The sequence below is a fragment of the Salinibacillus aidingensis genome (assembly GCF_039522525.1).
Classification (GTDB): domain Bacteria; phylum Bacillota; class Bacilli; order Bacillales; family Alkalibacillaceae; genus Salinibacillus; species Salinibacillus aidingensis.
On the sequence record NZ_BAAADO010000007.1, the window covers coordinates 89,354 to 105,920 of the forward strand.

Annotated in this window: 13 protein-coding genes and 1 riboswitch; of the genes, 10 read left to right on the forward strand and 3 right to left on the reverse strand. The window is 40.8% G+C overall.

The window, feature by feature from the left end; genetic code table 11:
• Positions 1–312 precede the first annotated feature (312 nt).
• The gene (locus ABD006_RS15480; protein WP_343843011.1) at positions 313–450 is read right to left on the reverse strand and encodes a hypothetical protein; all 138 of its coding nucleotides are present in this window, start codon (positions 448–450) and stop codon (positions 313–315) included.
• Positions 451–648: 198 nt separating this feature from the next.
• Between ABD006_RS15480 and ABD006_RS15485 the strand changes: the two genes are divergently transcribed.
• A complete protein-coding gene (locus ABD006_RS15485) occupies positions 649–1,542 on the forward strand; it encodes a helix-turn-helix domain-containing protein (protein WP_343843014.1) in 894 nt (297 codons plus the stop codon).
• A 204-nt stretch (positions 1,543–1,746) separates the two neighbouring features.
• Positions 1,747–3,573: a translational GTPase TypA gene (gene typA, locus ABD006_RS15490; protein ID WP_343843017.1), complete on the forward strand. Its 1,827-nt coding sequence runs from the start codon at positions 1,747–1,749 to the stop codon at positions 3,571–3,573.
• A gap of 41 nt (positions 3,574–3,614) precedes the next feature.
• Here typA and ABD006_RS15495 read toward each other — a convergent pair whose 3' ends face one another.
• A complete protein-coding gene (locus ABD006_RS15495) occupies positions 3,615–4,388 on the reverse strand; it encodes an enoyl-CoA hydratase (protein WP_343843018.1) in 774 nt (257 codons plus the stop codon).
• Positions 4,389–4,503: 115 nt separating this feature from the next.
• Positions 4,504–5,763: a helix-turn-helix domain-containing protein gene (locus ABD006_RS15500; RefSeq protein WP_343843021.1), complete on the reverse strand. Its 1,260-nt coding sequence runs from the start codon at positions 5,761–5,763 to the stop codon at positions 4,504–4,506.
• 180 nt (positions 5,764–5,943) lie between these two features.
• Here ABD006_RS15500 and ABD006_RS15505 point away from each other — a divergent pair, with 180 nt between their 5' ends.
• The 8 genes from ABD006_RS15505 (at position 5,944) to ABD006_RS15540 (ending at position 16,538) form a co-directional block, all read left to right on the forward strand.
• Positions 5,944–7,245: a serine hydrolase domain-containing protein gene (locus tag ABD006_RS15505; protein WP_343843023.1), complete on the forward strand. Its 1,302-nt coding sequence runs from the start codon at positions 5,944–5,946 to the stop codon at positions 7,243–7,245.
• 216 nt (positions 7,246–7,461) lie between these two features.
• Positions 7,462–7,566, forward strand: a riboswitch (TPP riboswitch).
• 128 nt (positions 7,567–7,694) lie between these two features.
• Positions 7,695–8,279 (forward strand): energy-coupled thiamine transporter ThiT, encoded by a 585-nt coding sequence (gene thiT, locus ABD006_RS15510; RefSeq protein ID WP_343843026.1) that lies wholly within the window; start codon positions 7,695–7,697, stop codon positions 8,277–8,279.
• 482 nt (positions 8,280–8,761) lie between these two features.
• Complete coding sequence (ilvE, locus tag ABD006_RS15515) at positions 8,762–9,670, forward strand: branched-chain-amino-acid transaminase (RefSeq protein ID WP_343843028.1); 909 nt, start codon at positions 8,762–8,764, stop codon at positions 9,668–9,670.
• A 12-nt stretch (positions 9,671–9,682) separates the two neighbouring features.
• Positions 9,683–11,350, forward strand: coding sequence for a dihydroxy-acid dehydratase (ilvD, locus tag ABD006_RS15520; protein ID WP_343843031.1), 1,668 nt, complete (start codon positions 9,683–9,685; stop codon positions 11,348–11,350).
• A gap of 385 nt (positions 11,351–11,735) precedes the next feature.
• Positions 11,736–13,433, forward strand: a complete 1,698-nt coding sequence (gene ilvB / locus ABD006_RS15525) for an acetolactate synthase large subunit (protein WP_425542239.1) — start codon at positions 11,736–11,738, stop codon at positions 13,431–13,433.
• Positions 13,430–13,951, forward strand: a complete 522-nt coding sequence (gene ilvN / locus ABD006_RS15530; RefSeq protein ID WP_044164326.1) for an acetolactate synthase small subunit — start codon at positions 13,430–13,432, stop codon at positions 13,949–13,951. The genes ilvB and ilvN overlap by 4 nt, the downstream gene beginning before the upstream one ends.
• Before the next feature lie 21 nt (positions 13,952–13,972).
• Positions 13,973–15,007, forward strand: a complete 1,035-nt coding sequence (gene ilvC / locus ABD006_RS15535) for a ketol-acid reductoisomerase (protein ID WP_343843039.1) — start codon at positions 13,973–13,975, stop codon at positions 15,005–15,007.
• Positions 14,994–16,538, forward strand: coding sequence for a 2-isopropylmalate synthase (locus ABD006_RS15540; RefSeq protein ID WP_343843041.1), 1,545 nt, complete (start codon positions 14,994–14,996; stop codon positions 16,536–16,538). Before ilvC ends, ABD006_RS15540 begins: the two co-directional genes overlap by 14 nt.
• Positions 16,539–16,567 lie beyond the last annotated feature (29 nt).

Sequence of the window (16,567 nt, forward strand, 5' to 3'; positions counted from 1 at the left end):
AATTGGGGTTTGCTTCATGGATTGGAATGGAAAATAGTTCGTTAAGAAAGGTGAAACGTATTAACCATGTTTACGCTTAAGATAGAGAGAGGTTATCCAGTTCAGGGCAACGATTGTAATGATAATACATAACCCTAATGTGATAACATCTCGTTCAGGCGTTGCCATGGCATCATACCCCTTTCAAACTTCATTTTGATTCAAAATACTAATCATTAAGCTAATTACAACACATTTTAAACCGGATCGTATAAACAAAAAATCTTAATTGGAAGGGAAATACTAAAGTCAAAATAGTTAAGACTTCTAAAATTAATACATTGGTCCTGGATCTTTTCTGTCAAAAGTAATGACCTTTGCAGCTGATTCATTATCTGGAGTTACATCTACACTTGCAAATGAAACAACAATGGTAAATGCTAATACCAGACTTACAAGTACTTTTTTCATCCATATTCACCCTTTCTATTAATTTCTCTATTATAGTTATATCAGATTTTAAAATTCTATGTTTTGGGCAAATAAGCCCATTTTCGGTGAATAACAGCATATTTTTTACGAATATATCGCCCAGACGCTAAAACTTATGAAGATAGTAATATTTTTTTCTAGAAAATCCCAAAAATGTACGTTGGATGGTGAAGATGTATGTTAATCAGTGGTAATATCGGGGAAAAAATTAAGGATTTAAGAGAGTTTTACGGAATCTCTCAAAAGGATTTATGTAAAGGAATCTGTTCCCAGGCTTATATCAGCAGGCTGGAAAAAGGTGAAATTAATGTTTCGGCAGATTTGTTGTTTATGCTCTCAAGGAGATTAGGGATTGAAGTTAATTTTTTCTTTGAGAACTACAAATCATCAAGATCAGAGTATGTAAGTGTCACTATGGATGAAATTCGCGATGCTATACAAGATAGAGACTATAAACATGTAGATGAGATCGTTGAGCTTGAATTAAGTAATCCGTTATTTAAAGATAACCTGGAAGGAAGGCAGTTTCTATTATGGCATAAGGGAATATGTAAATATGAACTAGGGAAAAGTGTAGAGCGTGCAATGTTTTATATTGATGAAGCGTTGTCGTGCAGTTTAACTACAAATAAAAACTATTCACAGCGAGAAATTGAAATATTGCTAACTAAGGCGATTATTCTGCATAATACTAAACAATACAAAAGCAGCAAAGACATCTATTTAGAATTGCTTTCTGCTTTGAATAAAAATATTTATATTACCGACGAAAAAATTTTTGTGAAAAGTTATTATAATTTCACACGATTACTTGTGGATTTAAAAGAATTTGATGAAGCCATAAAGAATGCCAAATCAGGTCTTCGCCATGCAAAGAAAAATGAGTTGCTTTTTTTACAGGGAGATCTATATTTCCAAATTGGCAGGTGCTATGAGCTCATGAATGATTATAATGCGGCACAGGAAAATTATCAACTATCTTCACATTGCTTTTATTTAAGTGAACATACAGAGCTATATGATTTATCAACCGAGGCTCTAAATGAAATGAAGGAATTGCGGGCAGAATAATTGATGACAATAGTGGAGGTGGATTGTACTTATCCATCTCTTTTTATGTTATTTTTTACAGATTGGTAAAAAATAAATACAAGAAAGTTTGTTTTGAATGTGAATAAGCAGTATGATTTAAAATATATGGAGGTTAACTGGATCACTTTATGTTATAATTGAAAGGTTGAATATTGATAAAGGTTTTTTAGAGGAGAGTTGTTCATGCAACATAGAAATGATTTGCGTAACATTGCGATAATTGCTCACGTAGACCATGGAAAAACAACATTGGTTGACCAGCTATTAACGTATTCTGGTACCTTTCGTGATAATGAGCATGTAGATGAGCGTGCAATGGATTCGAATGATTTGGAAAAAGAACGTGGAATTACGATTTTATCAAAAAATACGGCCATTCATTATAAAGATACACGTATTAATATTCTGGATACACCAGGACATGCGGACTTCGGTGGAGAAGTTGAACGGATTATGAGTATGGTAGACGGAGTATTGCTCGTGGTTGATGCTTACGAGGGTGTAATGCCTCAAACCCGTTTCGTACTTAAGAAGGCTTTGGAACAAAAATTACGCCCTGTTGTCGTGTTAAATAAAATTGATCGTCCAAATGCCCGTCCGGAAGAGGTAGTGGATGAAGTTCTTGATTTATTTATTGAATTAGGTGCCGATGATGACCAGTTAGAATTTCCGGTTGTCTATGCTTCTGCTCTTCAGGGAACTTCCGGTTATGAGCCTGATGAACTGGGAGAATCCATGGACCCTATATTTACGACAATTATGGATCATGTTCCGGCCCCTATCGATAATGCAGATGAATCCCTGCAATTTCAGGTAACGTTACTTGATTACAATGATTATGTTGGAAGAATTGGTGTGGGAAGAGTATTTCGCGGCTCGATAAAAGTCGGCGATCAGGTTTCCCTTATGAAAAAGGATGGTTCAGTACGGAACTTCCGAGTCTCCAAGCTGTTCGGCTTTATTGGCTTGAAGAGAGTGGAAATTGAAGAAGGTAAAGCTGGTGACATCGTTGCTGTATCTGGTATGGAGGATATTAACGTAGGTGAAACGGTTTGTTCACCTGAAAATCGGGAGCCACTGCCATTATTGAGAATCGATGAACCAACCCTTCAGATGACCTTCCTGGTAAATAACAGTCCATTTGCTGGTAAGGAAGGGAAGTATGTAACGGCCCGTCAGATTGAAGAGCGATTAATGACTCAATTAGAGACGGATGTCAGCTTGCGGGTGGAGCCAACATCATCCCCTGACGCATGGACGGTTTCCGGTCGCGGAGAGCTTCATCTGTCAATTTTAATTGAAAATATGCGCAGGGAAGGCTATGAGCTTCAGCTTTCCAAGCCACAGGTAATCCTAAAGGAAATTGATGGGAAAATGTGCGAGCCTGTAGAGCGGGTCCAGGCTGATGTTCCTGAAGATTATTCAGGTTCTGTGATTGAATCCTTGGGTTCCAGAAAAGGTGAAATGCTCGATATGATGAACCAGGGAAATGGTCAGGTACGTCTTGAATTTAAGGTACCTTCCCGCGGACTTATTGGGTATGCAACAGAGTTTATGAGTCAAACAAGAGGATACGGTATTCTCAATCATACGTTTGATGGATATGAGCCTGTTAGTACAGGAAACGTCGGTGGACGACGCCAGGGTGTTCTGGTTTCCCTCGAAAATGGGAAGACCACCACATACAGTATCATGTCTTTAGAAGACCGCGGTGTCATTTTTGTAGAACCTGGAACAGATGTGTATGCAGGAATGATTGTTGGTGAGCACAATCGCGAAAATGATCTGACAGTAAATATTACGAAAGAAAAGCATTTAACCAACGTTCGTTCAGCTACGAAGGATCAGACAGCTACGATAAGAAGTACACGTAAATTAACACTGGAAGAGGCAATTGAATATTTAGATGATGATGAATACTGCGAAGTAACACCGGAAAACGTTCGTTTACGTAAAAAGATTTTAAATAAAAATGAACGTGAAAAGGCTGCTAAGCGGAAAAAGGACTAAGAGATAGAGAAAAGCCAAGGATGAAGGAAATCCTTGGCTTTTTATTCTCCTTGAAAAACAGGGGATCTTTTTTCTATGAAGGCCTGAACCCCTTCTTTGTGGTCGTTAGTTTGACGCATTTTTTGCTGACCATCCGTTTCAAGGCTTAGAGTATTTTCAAGCCTTTCCCGGTTTTCCTGTGCATAAATCAGTTTGGTTTCTATCATGGCACTTAGAGGCTGTTTATGTAACTGATCTATTTTATTCTGTATGAATTCAACAAAATCAGAGCTGACGGTTTCATCAATTAATCCTGCTTGCTGTGCTTGGTGAGCTGTTTGTTTTTGTCCCTCCCAAATGGTCTGCTTAGCCTTTACTTCTCCTAATCGCTGCTTCATGAAAAAATGGCCCCCGCCATCAGGAATCAGTCCAATTCCAATAAAATTCATGGCGATGGTAGCTTTTTCATCCGCAAATACGTAATCACAGGCCAAAGCCAGGCTGAGGCCTAAACCGGCAGCTGCACCATTGATGGCACTTATTGTAATAGCTGGGAGTGTGTAAAGTGTTACCATTATTTCCTTTATGGTTTCCATTGTTTCCTTAAAACCTTCAGGATCAGACTGCAGCAGCATGGTCTTAATATCACCACCTGCAGAAAACGCCTTGCCATTTCCTGTAATCACCAGCACATTTACTTGACTTTCCTTTATCTTCTGTAACTGCTCATGAAGTTCATTTAAAAGATTCACATCCATGGCATTCATGCTGTCTGGGCGATTTAATGTCAGTTTTGCCGTTTTGCCTTCCATTGTCAGTAAAACTGAATTCGACATAGCTTTCTTCACCTCAACTTTTTAATAAAGCGCATACAATTCTGATAAATATAGTATTCTATTTTTGCTATTGATATTCCTTTAAAAAAATAAAAGAGGCTTTAATAGCTCTCTTTTATAAATAGTCTTCCACCCTAAATGTATTTGTATAAAATTGGTGCGTAAGCTGATAATATTCTGCACCTTTTTTATATTGACGATTATGAAAGTATATATCTCCGAGTAACTTGTAAAGGCGGAGAAGCTCATACTGATCTCCGGCTTTTTTAAAGTAGGGAATAATGTCACCTTCCAGCTTTTCAATGAATGTTAAATCATAGATAAGCTGATCTTTCTTCATTTCTAATATATAGAATTTATAAATATATCTTATAGAATTCTGTTTTTTAGCCAAATTTTTGCCGGATTCTATCATTTCATCAAGCAGTTGAAAATAAGACAAGGATTGATAGACTAAGCATAATACATAAATCGTATCCAACTGGTGTTTAGATTGATTAAACGCAAGTGATGTCTTTAAATGCTGCATTGCTCTCTCATATTCTTTATACTGATAGTAAATGTATCCGAGGTTATGATAAATCAGGGCATTAAATTCAGGGATTATATTTTTCTCTTCCTTTTTAAGTTTTAATAGTTCCTTCTCGGCATAGTCATATTCACCAATTCTTATATAAAGTGTGGAAATTAAAATGAAAGTTCGTGTAATCTCAATTAAGTCATAGTTCGCCTGAGTTTCCTGCAAAGCTTTGAATGCATAATGGAGAGATTTGTACATTTGATCAGCGCGACTATAAAAGACTGCCAAATTATAGTAAAGGGTTAAGTCAGTCTGGTCAATTGTCGGATAAACTCTTTCAGCCTTTTTTAACGATTCCAGTGCATTTACTAAATCATTCTTATTATAAAAATATAAGGACTCCAATTTGTAAAAGTAATAATTGGTTAATGGGGAAAATAATTCTTTCAACTCACAAAGTTGCTTATAGTGTGATGTTATTATTTTAGAATCATGCCCAAAAGTCATAAGATATGCGAATTCAATCGTCAGAAATAAATTTTTAATCGAACGATTGTTTGTTAAGTGGTAATATTTCTGCAGCTTTTGGTATTCTTCATGCGCTTTTTCATAATTATTTGTTTTGATGATGCTATACCAATCCAGGAGACGTTGTTCAACGTCCTGGTTATCTTCCTGCATATCTAAGGAGATGTGAAGACGATCGCCCAGGAGTTGCAGCACATCCTGGCTGGGTTCGATGGTTTCATTTTCTATTTTACTTAAATAGGAAACCGAGCATATACCGGTGGCAAGCTCCTTTTGCGTCATCTTTTTCCTTGTACGATGATACTTAATTAATTTTCCCTGAAACATTCACATCATTCCCAGATCAAAATTTAGTACTATTTGGTAAGTAATTACATTATACCATATCTATTTTACTGGTATATTATTTTTAATACAATACAAATAATAGCTAATCTATTATTTGTTATTTCCACGTCATGGAGAAACAAAACACGATTCCAAAAACAAGGTTGGGGGCTAACGTTCATGTGGTCGTTATTCGAGAAAAGATTAATAGAGCGTATGGAGAAAGAACATCACGTGGGAACAGCGGTGGGCGTACTGAAAAGGGGTGTTGTCATTTATCAGAAGGGGTTTGGTGTGCTTGATTTACAATCCCGATCACCTGTAACCAGCAACTCATTATTTGGAACAGCCTCTATCAGTAAATCCTTTACAGCTCTGGCAATTATGATGCTGGAGGAACAGGGCTTACTGTCCGTTGATGACCCGGTTGTAAAATATGTCCCCGGTTTCAAGCTAAAGGGAATATCGGATATGAGACAGATAAAAATTCATCATCTATTAAGCCACACATCCGGACTGGCGCCGGTCAAAAGGGATGAGAACAGAAATCGCTTTAAAGATGAAAAAAACTTTTTAATGAGAGGGGATCATTCGATTTTAGGTGATCCTGGTGAATATTTCAGTTATTCAAATGACATGTTTTTATTGCTGGGCGAGATTATTGAAAAGACTTCAGGGAAGCTTTTTCGGCGATTTATTACTGAGGAAATTCTGAGACCGTTGGAAATGAACAGAACGACGCTTAGTATTGAAGAAATCCATAAAATGAATCAGGTCTCTACACCTTATTCCTATAATAAAGAGGAACGGAAGCATCAGAAGGAAGAATGGCCTTCATTGGGTATTTATGAAGTTGGCGGGGGTGTACGTTCAACGGTCCTTGATTTATTGGAATATGGTGACTTTTTCCTTAATCATGGGAAAATTGGAGATGAGGAGCTGCTATCCCCGATGGCTGTGAAAAAGATGTATCAGCCTTATGCGAAGGTCAGTCAAAACAAATATTATGGTTATGCTCTTAATGTAACATCTGATTACCATGGGTTTACGCTTGTCGAGCATGGGGGAAGCCAGCCTGGAGTATCCTCACATTTTGGCTTTGTACCCGAGGAAGAATTGGTGGTTGTGGTATTATCTAATGTATCTGATCTGCCAGCAGGGGACATCTGGTTAGAAGCGGTGAATACGGCTTTAGGATTACCCATTGGGGAAAAGGACGGGGAATTTCCTGAAAGCACCCTTTCCGAAGCACAATGGCAAAGTCTGATGGGTACCTATTCTTCAGATGAAGGTCATTTGCTGGTTGTTAAAATCGTTAACCATCAGCCGATGATTCATATAAATGGTGAAGACCACTCTGTATATCCATCTGATGAGCAAACACTCGTTATAAAAGGTTCCAACATCCCCGTTCATTTTTATATAAAAAATCATAGGTGCTGGGCAGCATTTTTCGGAATGCGAATGTTATTGAAAGAATAGTAATTTATCACGCATTAACTGGCCGTAATACCCCCACTTCAAGACTTGAGTGTACCCCAACAAGACTAAGTGGGGATAATCGGCCAGTAAATTCCTGATAAGTTCAACGAACCATCAGTGGGGAATGGAAAAAAACCACTGATGGAAGTTTCACTTTATGATTTTTTAGTTGTATTTCAGAAACGTACGTAGTATATTAGAATCAAAGTGAATGAGTTTGCCACAAAGGGGAGCCTGTTCGGCTGAGATTGAGCGTTTTCGTTCTTGACCCTTTGAACCTGTCAAGTTAGTACTTGCGTAGGGATTGTGGTGTTAAGGACAATTTGTTTTGAACGGCAAAGCAAAGTATCGCGCGTCCTTGCGCCATACTTTGCTTTTTTTATGAGCAAAAATCCATGTATGACGTGGCGACCTTCACTTTCATTATCTGATTGGGGAGGAATAATGAAATGGCGGCAAATCAGTCAAAGGTGTTGTTTGTAGTGGAAATCGCCATTTTCACGGCTTTAGCATTATTATTTGATGAACTGTCCAAATTTTTAACAGGACGTTTCTGGCCACAGGGCGGATCCGTATCGATTGGAATGCTTCCGGTATTAATCATGGCTTTCAGATGGGGTATCAAGGGGGGACTTCTGTCAGGCTTCCTGTTTGGAGGATTACAGCTATTATTAGGTGCCTCGATTTATCATCCTGTTCAAGGTTTTATCGACTACTTCCTTGCGTTTACGTTCGTAGGTTTTGCGGGGGTTTTTGCAAAACAGGTGAAACAAGGGATAACCAGCGGGAATTCTGTTAAGTGGATTTCGTTCGTAATCATGGGCACGATTATAGGAGGATTTCTCCGTTTCTTATGTCATTTTGTGGCAGGGATTGTCTTCTTTGCTTCCTTTGCAGGAGATCAGCCGGTTGTCATTTATTCACTGCTCTATAATGGTGCCTATATGAGTATTTCTGTTTTGTTCTGTATTATTCTATTAATTCTATTAATACCTGCGTTACCTAAAAGGTATTTTGCCATAGCAAAAGCTTAATTAAAAAGTGATTTATTTTAGATGACCGGTTCTGTTTGCGCTTATTAGCAGACGATGTAAAAATGACCATCCACGGATGGTCATTTTTTATGTTTAGTGTACCTATCAAAAGATCCCTTCCGTGTTTTCTAAAATATGGGCATATTTCATCTGACTATTAGGAGGCAAAAAAATGCGCAAAAACCTAATGGTGGAAGGAGTACAACAGCATCAATATTGGAAGCGTTTTCTAAAAATTTGACTTATAAAAATTATCAGAATTTTTTTGTTTTACCGGTTGACCTCCAAATGAAATGGCGTTATGATTATCGACAATATTAAAAAAACTACATGATGAAACCCATAGCAAGCTAAGTATAAATGCCCTTTAAAACTTCAAAAAGAAGGAATTTGAAAAAAGGGTTATTTTTGAAATTTTATACTTTAACGCGTTAACGCTTTTATGCAGTTCAATAAAATATGAAAAGAGAGGAGTGACGTATATGGGTGATCAGTGGATTTATTTAAATGGCGAATATGTGAGGAAAGAGGATGCCGTCATTTCCGTTTATGATCATGGTTTTTTGTATGGAGATGGGGTATTTGAAGGTATTCGTGTCTACAGCGGAAATGTGTTTAAGCTTGATGCACACGTTCATCGTCTTTATGAATCAGCTCATTCAATCATGCTTGATATCCCTTATGCAAAGGAGGAATTTAAGCAGATTATTGTGGACACGGTTCGCAAAAACAACTTGGAAAATGCCTATATACGAGTTGTGGTCTCACGCGGAAAAGGCAATCTGGGACTTGACCCTGATTTATGTGAGGAACCGCGTATTGTTGTGATCGCAGAAGCACTCGCTCTTTATCCGGAAGAATTATATGAACGAGGCTTAAAACTGGCATCCGTGGCGACGAGAAGAAATCGTCCTGATGTGCTTAGTCCACAGATTAAGTCTTTAAATTATTTAAATAATATTTTGGTCAAACAGGAGTCAAAGCAGGCAGGGGCTGATGAAGCACTCATGCTGAATGACCAGGGTTATGTTACTGAATGCTCCGGAGATAATATTTTCATTGTAAAAAATGGAACGATTTACACACCTCCTATTTATCTAGGTGCTCTGGAAGGCATTACGAGAAATGCCATTATAGACTTAGCGAACGAAAACGGATATGACCTTAAAGAACAGCCATTTACAAGGCATGATGTGTTTGTAGCGGATGAAGTATTTTTAACAGGAACAGCAGCAGAAGTGATTGCGGTTGTAGAAGTGGATCAGCGTCCAATTAATGGCGGTACAATCGGCGATGTAACCAGACATCTCTTGCAGGAGTTCAGAAAAGTCGTATTAACAGATGGCGTTCAATGCTATCCGGACAAGAAAAACAACGCCGAGGCAATATAAGGGGGCCCCGCAATGAGAAGTGACATGATTAAAAAAGGAATTGACCGCGCTCCGCATCGAAGCCTGCTTCATGCAACAGGGGTTAAAACGAGTGATTTAGGTAAGCCGTTCATCGGCGTCTGTAACTCTTATGTAGATATTATCCCTGGTCACAGACATTTAAATGAATTTGGGCAGGTCGTTAAAGATGCTATACGGGAAGCGGGCGGTATTCCATTCGAATTTAATACGATTGGAGTCGATGACGGAATTGCCATGGGTCATATCGGCATGCGCTACTCCCTGCCAAGCCGGGAAGTGATTGCTGATAGTGCAGAAACCGTTATTAATGCACATTGGTTTGATGGAGTCTTTTATATTCCCAACTGTGACAAAATCACACCAGGTATGCTGATGGCAGCAGCCAGAACCAACGTTCCATCTGTATTCGTTTCAGGCGGACCGATGGAGGGAGGCGTTTCCCCAGGTGGTGATCATTTATCTCTCGTTTCCATGTTTGAAGGAGTGGGCGCTTACAAGTCGGGGACAATGACGAAGAACGAATTATCCGAAATGGAACAGCTGGCTTGCCCAACATGCGGATCCTGTTCAGGCATGTTTACCGCAAATTCGATGAACTGTCTGATGGAAATGCTCGGGTTGACCGTTCCAGGAAATGGTACGATTGTAGCTACATCAAAAGAGCGCCATGATTTAATTTATCAGGCCGCACACCACTTAGTTAACCTGGTTAAGCAGGATATCCGGCCAAGAGATATTTTAACGAAAGAGACTTTTGATGATGCATTTGCTTTAGATATGGCAATGGGGGGATCAACCAATACAGTGCTTCATACGATTGCAATCGCTCATGAAGCAGGTATTGAATATGATCTGAAATCCATTAACGAAATTGCGGAGAAGGTTCCGTATTTATCTAAAATTAGTCCAGCATCGGATTATACCATGCATGATGTACACTTAGCCGGTGGTGTCAGTGCCATTATTAAGGAGCTTTGTCAGATTGATGGACTCATTCACAAAGATCGTATCACGGTGACGGGTCAATCCATCTATGAAAATGTGAAAGATGCAGAAATTAAGAATGATCAGGTCATTCGTAAAAAAGAGAATGCCTATAGCCCTGTTGGTGGTTTATCCATTTTATACGGCAATATCGCCCCAGATGGAGCGGTTATTAAAGTAGGAGCGGTTGACCCATCGATTAACAAGTTCCTGGGAGAAGCCATTGTTTTTGACTCACAGGAAGAGGCTCAGGAGGGAATTGACAACGGCACCGTTCAGGCAGGTCATGTAGTTGTGATCCGCTATGAAGGACCAAAAGGCGGTCCGGGAATGCCGGAAATGCTCGCCCCAACATCTTCCATTGCAGGGCGTGGCCTAGGGAAAGAGGTTGCGTTAATTACAGATGGCCGTTTCTCTGGAGCTACTCGAGGTATTTCCGTTGGCCATATTTCTCCGGAAGCTGCTGAAGGCGGACCGATTGCTTTAGTCGAAAATGGAGATGGCATTATGATTGATTTAGAGACCCGTTCCATCGAATTACTCGTTGACGAGGAAGTTTTAACAGAACGGAGGAAGAATTGGCAAAAGCCAGAGCCGAAAATTCAGTCCGGTTATTTAGCGAAGTACTCAAAACTTGTTACATCCGCTAATACTGGAGGAGTTATGAAAATATAAAACGGTAAGTAAAAGCGATGACGGGAACAAAGGAATGAACCACTTGTATTCCCAGAGATCCGGGGTTGCTGGAAGCCCGGAAATACAGCTCATTCCGACATCGTCCCTGAGTGTTAAGCTGAACGGATTCATCTCACTAGGCTTAGCCGGGTGTTTCTCGAAGCACTCGTTATCAAAGAGGCTGGCGTCAGCTTCATGAGACAGTGTCTGTAAGGATACTGTAAAAAAGGGTGGTACCGTGAAAAGTAAAAGACCTTTTCTCCCCTTATATTCTGCAAAAGTGTGTGTAGAGTGTAGGGAGAAAAGGTCTTTTTTGATTAGAGATTTTTGATTATTAAAAATGTTTAGGAGGGATTAAAAGGTGAGCGTTCAGGCAAAGGCAAGTATGCGAACAGAAACAAGCACAAAAACGGGTGCAGATTTGCTGGTGGAATCATTACTTCGTGAGGATGTGGAAACGATTTTTGGTTATCCGGGAGGTGCCGTTTTACCCATTTACGACGCCTTATATAAAGCAAAAGAATCGTTTCATCATGTATTATCCCGTCATGAGCAAGGAGCCGTTCATGCAGCAGAAGGCTACGCAAGAGTGTCAGGTAAGCCTGGTGTTGTTATTGCAACCTCTGGGCCTGGTGCAACCAATCTGGTGACAGGAATCACCGATGCCATGATGGATTCCTTACCTCTTGTTATTTTTACCGGCCAGGTAGCACGGCAGGTTATTGGAACAGATGCTTTTCAGGAAGCAGATGTGATGGGGATTACTACACCAATTACCAAGCATAATTACCAGGTTCAATCGATGAGTGACCTGCCACGAATTGTAAGAGAGGCTTTTCATATTGCAACCACAGGGCGAAAAGGTCCGGTTTTGGTCGATATACCAAAAGATATTTCCGCCAGTATACAGGAGGGCTCATTTGATACAACGTTTGATCTGCCTGGCTATCAGCCGACAACTAAGCCAAATCCGCTGCAGATTAAAAAGCTGGCTGATGCGATATCGAAAGCAAAAAAACCTCTATTACTTGCCGGAGCAGGCGTTTTACACGGAGAAGCATCCAGTCTGTTAAAAGCCTTTGCTGTTAAGCATTCCTTACCTGTTGCAACCACCTTACTTGGATTAGGAAGCTTTCCGGGGAACCACCCGTTATCCCTTGGTATGGCAGGAATGCATGGAACGTATGCAGCAAATATGGCTTTATATGACTGTGATTTGCTTATCAATATCGGCGCTCGCTTTGATGATCGTCTGACAGGGAATCTCAAGCATTTTGCCAAACATGCAGCGGTTGCTCATATCGATATTGACCCAGCTGAGATTGGTAAAAATGTCAACACAAAAATCCCGATTGTAGCAGATTCCAAAGAAGCCCTTCATGAAATGCTGTCAATGATTGAGGAAAGCCCTCAACACGAGGAGTGGATGAAGCAATTGCAGGATTGGAAGAAGGATTTCCCGCTAGGCTATAAGCATTCGGATGAGGGTGTTTCTCCGCAATGGCTGGTAGAGGCAATTTACAAAGAAACGGAAGGAAGGGCCATTGTTACAACAGACGTAGGTCAGCATCAAATGTGGGCTGCTCAATATTATACATTTTCTGATCCGGACAGATGGGTAACTTCAGGCGGCCTCGGAACCATGGGCTTTGGCTTTCCGGCAGCAATCGGAGCCCAGTTGGCGAAACCGGATGAAACCGTCGTAGCACTGGTGGGGGATGGTGGATTTCAGATGTCCATGCAGGAGCTTTCCCTCCTCCAGGAAAAAGGATTACCGGTCAAGGTCATCATTATGAATAATGAATCATTAGGAATGGTGCGGCAATGGCAGGAATCCTTTTATGAAGAACGATACTCTGAATCTCTGCTGCCTGTTCAGCCCGATTATGTGAAGCTTGCCGAAAGCTATCAAATTCGTGGGTTCAAGGTGGAAACCGAGGAAGAGCTTCAACGTGTCATTCCTGAAGTATTTGCTTATAACGGCCCGGTTGTACTGGATTGCAGGGTACTAAAGCTTGAAAATGTTTATCCAATGATTGCACCTGGCAAGGGCATTCACGAAATGATAGGGGTGAAACCATGAGGAGAATCATCACAGCTACCGTTCAGAATCGGAGTGGTGTACTGAATCGGGTAACAGGATTGCTTCATAAAAGGCAGTTTAACATTGAAAGTATTTCAGTGGGACGCACCGAAACAGAAGGGATTTCAAAAATGACGTTTGTCGTTGAAGTTCCTGACTATCAGAAACTGGAACAGATGATTAAGCAGCTTCATAAACAAATCGATGTTTTAAAGGTATCCGACATTACGGATAAGGCCATTGTAGCCCGGGAGCTCGCCTTAATTAAAGTCGTCAGCAATAGTCAGATAAGAAGTGAAATTCAGGGCATCATAGAACCGTTCCGGGCTTCAATCATCGATGTGAGCCGGGACAGTCTGACCGTTCAGGTAACCGGAAAAACCGAAAAGATAGAAGCTTTGATTGAATTGCTTCGTCCTTATGGAATAAAAGAATTAGCACGAACGGGATTAACAGCATTCCTTCGCGGGCATCAGCCACAGGTGACCGAGATTCCCGCTTATTCAATATTAAAATAAACTTTGGAAAGGATGTTTAACATGGCAAACGTACTTTATCACAATGATATTCAGGAAGAGGTATTAAGGAGTAAAAAGATTGCTGTTGTTGGTTATGGATCACAGGGGCATGCCCATGCACTGAATTTAAAGGAGAATGGTTTTGATGTAGTCGTTGGATTACGCAAGGGGAAATCCTGGGATAAAGCAGAAGAGGATGGAATGGAAGTGAAAACCGTCGCAAATGCAGTAGCAGAGTCAGATGTTGTTATGGTTCTTCTTCCGGATGAGTTACAGCCGGGCATTTATGAAAATCAGATTAAACCAAACTTAGCTCCCGGCAATGCGCTTGCTTTTGCACACGGCTTTAATATTCATTTCAATCAGGTTGTTCCACCAGAAGATGTCGATGTATTCCTTGTTGCACCAAAAGCTCCTGGTCATCTGGTAAGAAGAACATTTGAAGAAGGGGCTGGTGTACCATCCCTTTACGGGGTATATCAGGATGCGTCCGGTCAGGCTACAGAATTAGCATTAGCTTATGCAAAAGGAATCGGATCCGGTCGTGCCGGTATTTTAAAAACCTCCTTCCAGGAAGAAACGGAAACAGACTTATTTGGTGAGCAGGCTGTTTTGTGTGGAGGAGTGTCAAACCTGGTTAAAGCAGGCTTTGAAACCTTAACAGAGGCCGGTTATCAGCCTGAAGTCGCTTATTTTGAGTGTTTGCATGAAATGAAGCTGATTGTTGACTTGATGTATGAAGGCGGACTCGAGTATATGCGTTACTCTGTTTCCGATACAGCTCAATGGGGTGACTTTGTATCAGGCCCTAGAGTCATCAATGAAGAAACAAAAGAACGTATGAAAGAGGTTTTACAGGACGTACAATCAGGCGCATTTGCTAAAGGCTGGATTTTGGAAAATCAGGTGAATCGTCCACAGTTTAATGCGATTAATGAATTAGAGAAAAATCATCAGCTGACCCAGGTTGGAAAAGAATTACGTGAATTGATGCCATTTGTTAAGCAAAGCAAAAAGAAGAAAAAGGAGGAAGTCGTCACTTATGGCTCAAATTAAATTCTTTGATACAACGCTGAGAGATGGGGAGCAGTCTCCGGGAGTGAATTTGAACCAGCTTGAAAAGATTGAGATTGCCAAACAGCTCGAACGTCTGGGGATCGATGTTATGGAAGCAGGCTTTCCGGCATCTTCCAAAGGGGACTTTGAAGCGGTCAGACAAATTGCCCGTACCATAAAAAACACATCGGTTACAGGATTAGCGCGGACCACAAAGGAAGATATCGACATTGCCTGGGATGCTCTTAAAGATGCTGCAGAGCCAAGGATTCATATTTTTCTTGCTACTTCGCCGATTCATATGACACACAAGCTGAAGAAAACCCCGGATGACGTGATTCAGACTTCGGTGGAAATGGTCTCATATGCCAAGCAAAAATTTACCCATGTGGAATGGTCAGCGGAGGATGCCAGCCGGTCCGATTTAGACTTCCTCGTTAAAATTATTGAAAAGGTTATTGATGCCGGTGCTACGGTTATTAATCTGCCCGATACAGTTGGATATACCACACCTGAGGAATACGGCAGGATGTTCCGCTATGTGAGAGAGCACGTTCCGAATATTGATAAGGTGGCTCTTTCTGCACACTGTCATGATGACCTTGGAATGGCTGTTGCCAACTCCATTGCTGCGATTGAAAACGGCGCGACTCAGATTGAGGGCACAATCAATGGAATTGGGGAACGTGCCGGGAATGCTTCACTGGAAGAAATTGCAGTGGCACTGAAAATTCGTAATGATTATTATCAGCATTCCACCAATCTGGTTCTCAATGAAATCAAACGAACGAGTGATTTAATTAGTAAATTTACCGGAATGATGGTGCCGGGAAATAAAGCGGTTGTTGGCCGGAATGCCTTTGCCCATGAATCCGGAATTCATCAGGATGGGGTTCTGAAGGAGGCCTCCACCTACGAAATTATTACACCAGAGATGGTCGGAATTAAATCTAACAATCTGGTATTAGGAAAGCACTCAGGACGGCATGCATTCGTGGATAAGGTAGAACAGCTCGGCTTTGAATTTCCTGAAGAAAAAGTGAAAGAAGCCTTTAAAACGTTTAAAGAACTGACGGACCGGAAGAAGGAAGTTACGGATGATGATTTGTTTACCATTTTGACAGATTTACAATCCGATTCCTTAAACATTGCCAAATACAATCTGGAGTCCTTCCAGGTTCAATATGGATCTCACAATCTCCCAACAGCTACTGTAGCCCTGAAAACACCAGAAGGCTACCGAGTAGAGACGGCAAGAACCGGGCAGGGGAGTGTAGAGGCTCTCTACAACACGCTTGAATCCCTTGTTCAGGAAGAAGTGGATTTAACCGATTACCAGCTGAATTCCATTGGTAAAGGCCGGGATGCACTGGCTGAGGTTCACGTAATGGTGAAGGTCAATGACACCGAAATGGGAGGAAGAGGAGCTGCACAGGATGTTTTAGAAGCATCCGCTAATGCGTTCCTGAACGCACTGAACCGTGTACTGATCAATCAGCGTCAGGCTGAACAGAAAAAGATTCATAGTTAAGGAGAGTTGAGGTTAGTCAAGAAAAAAGG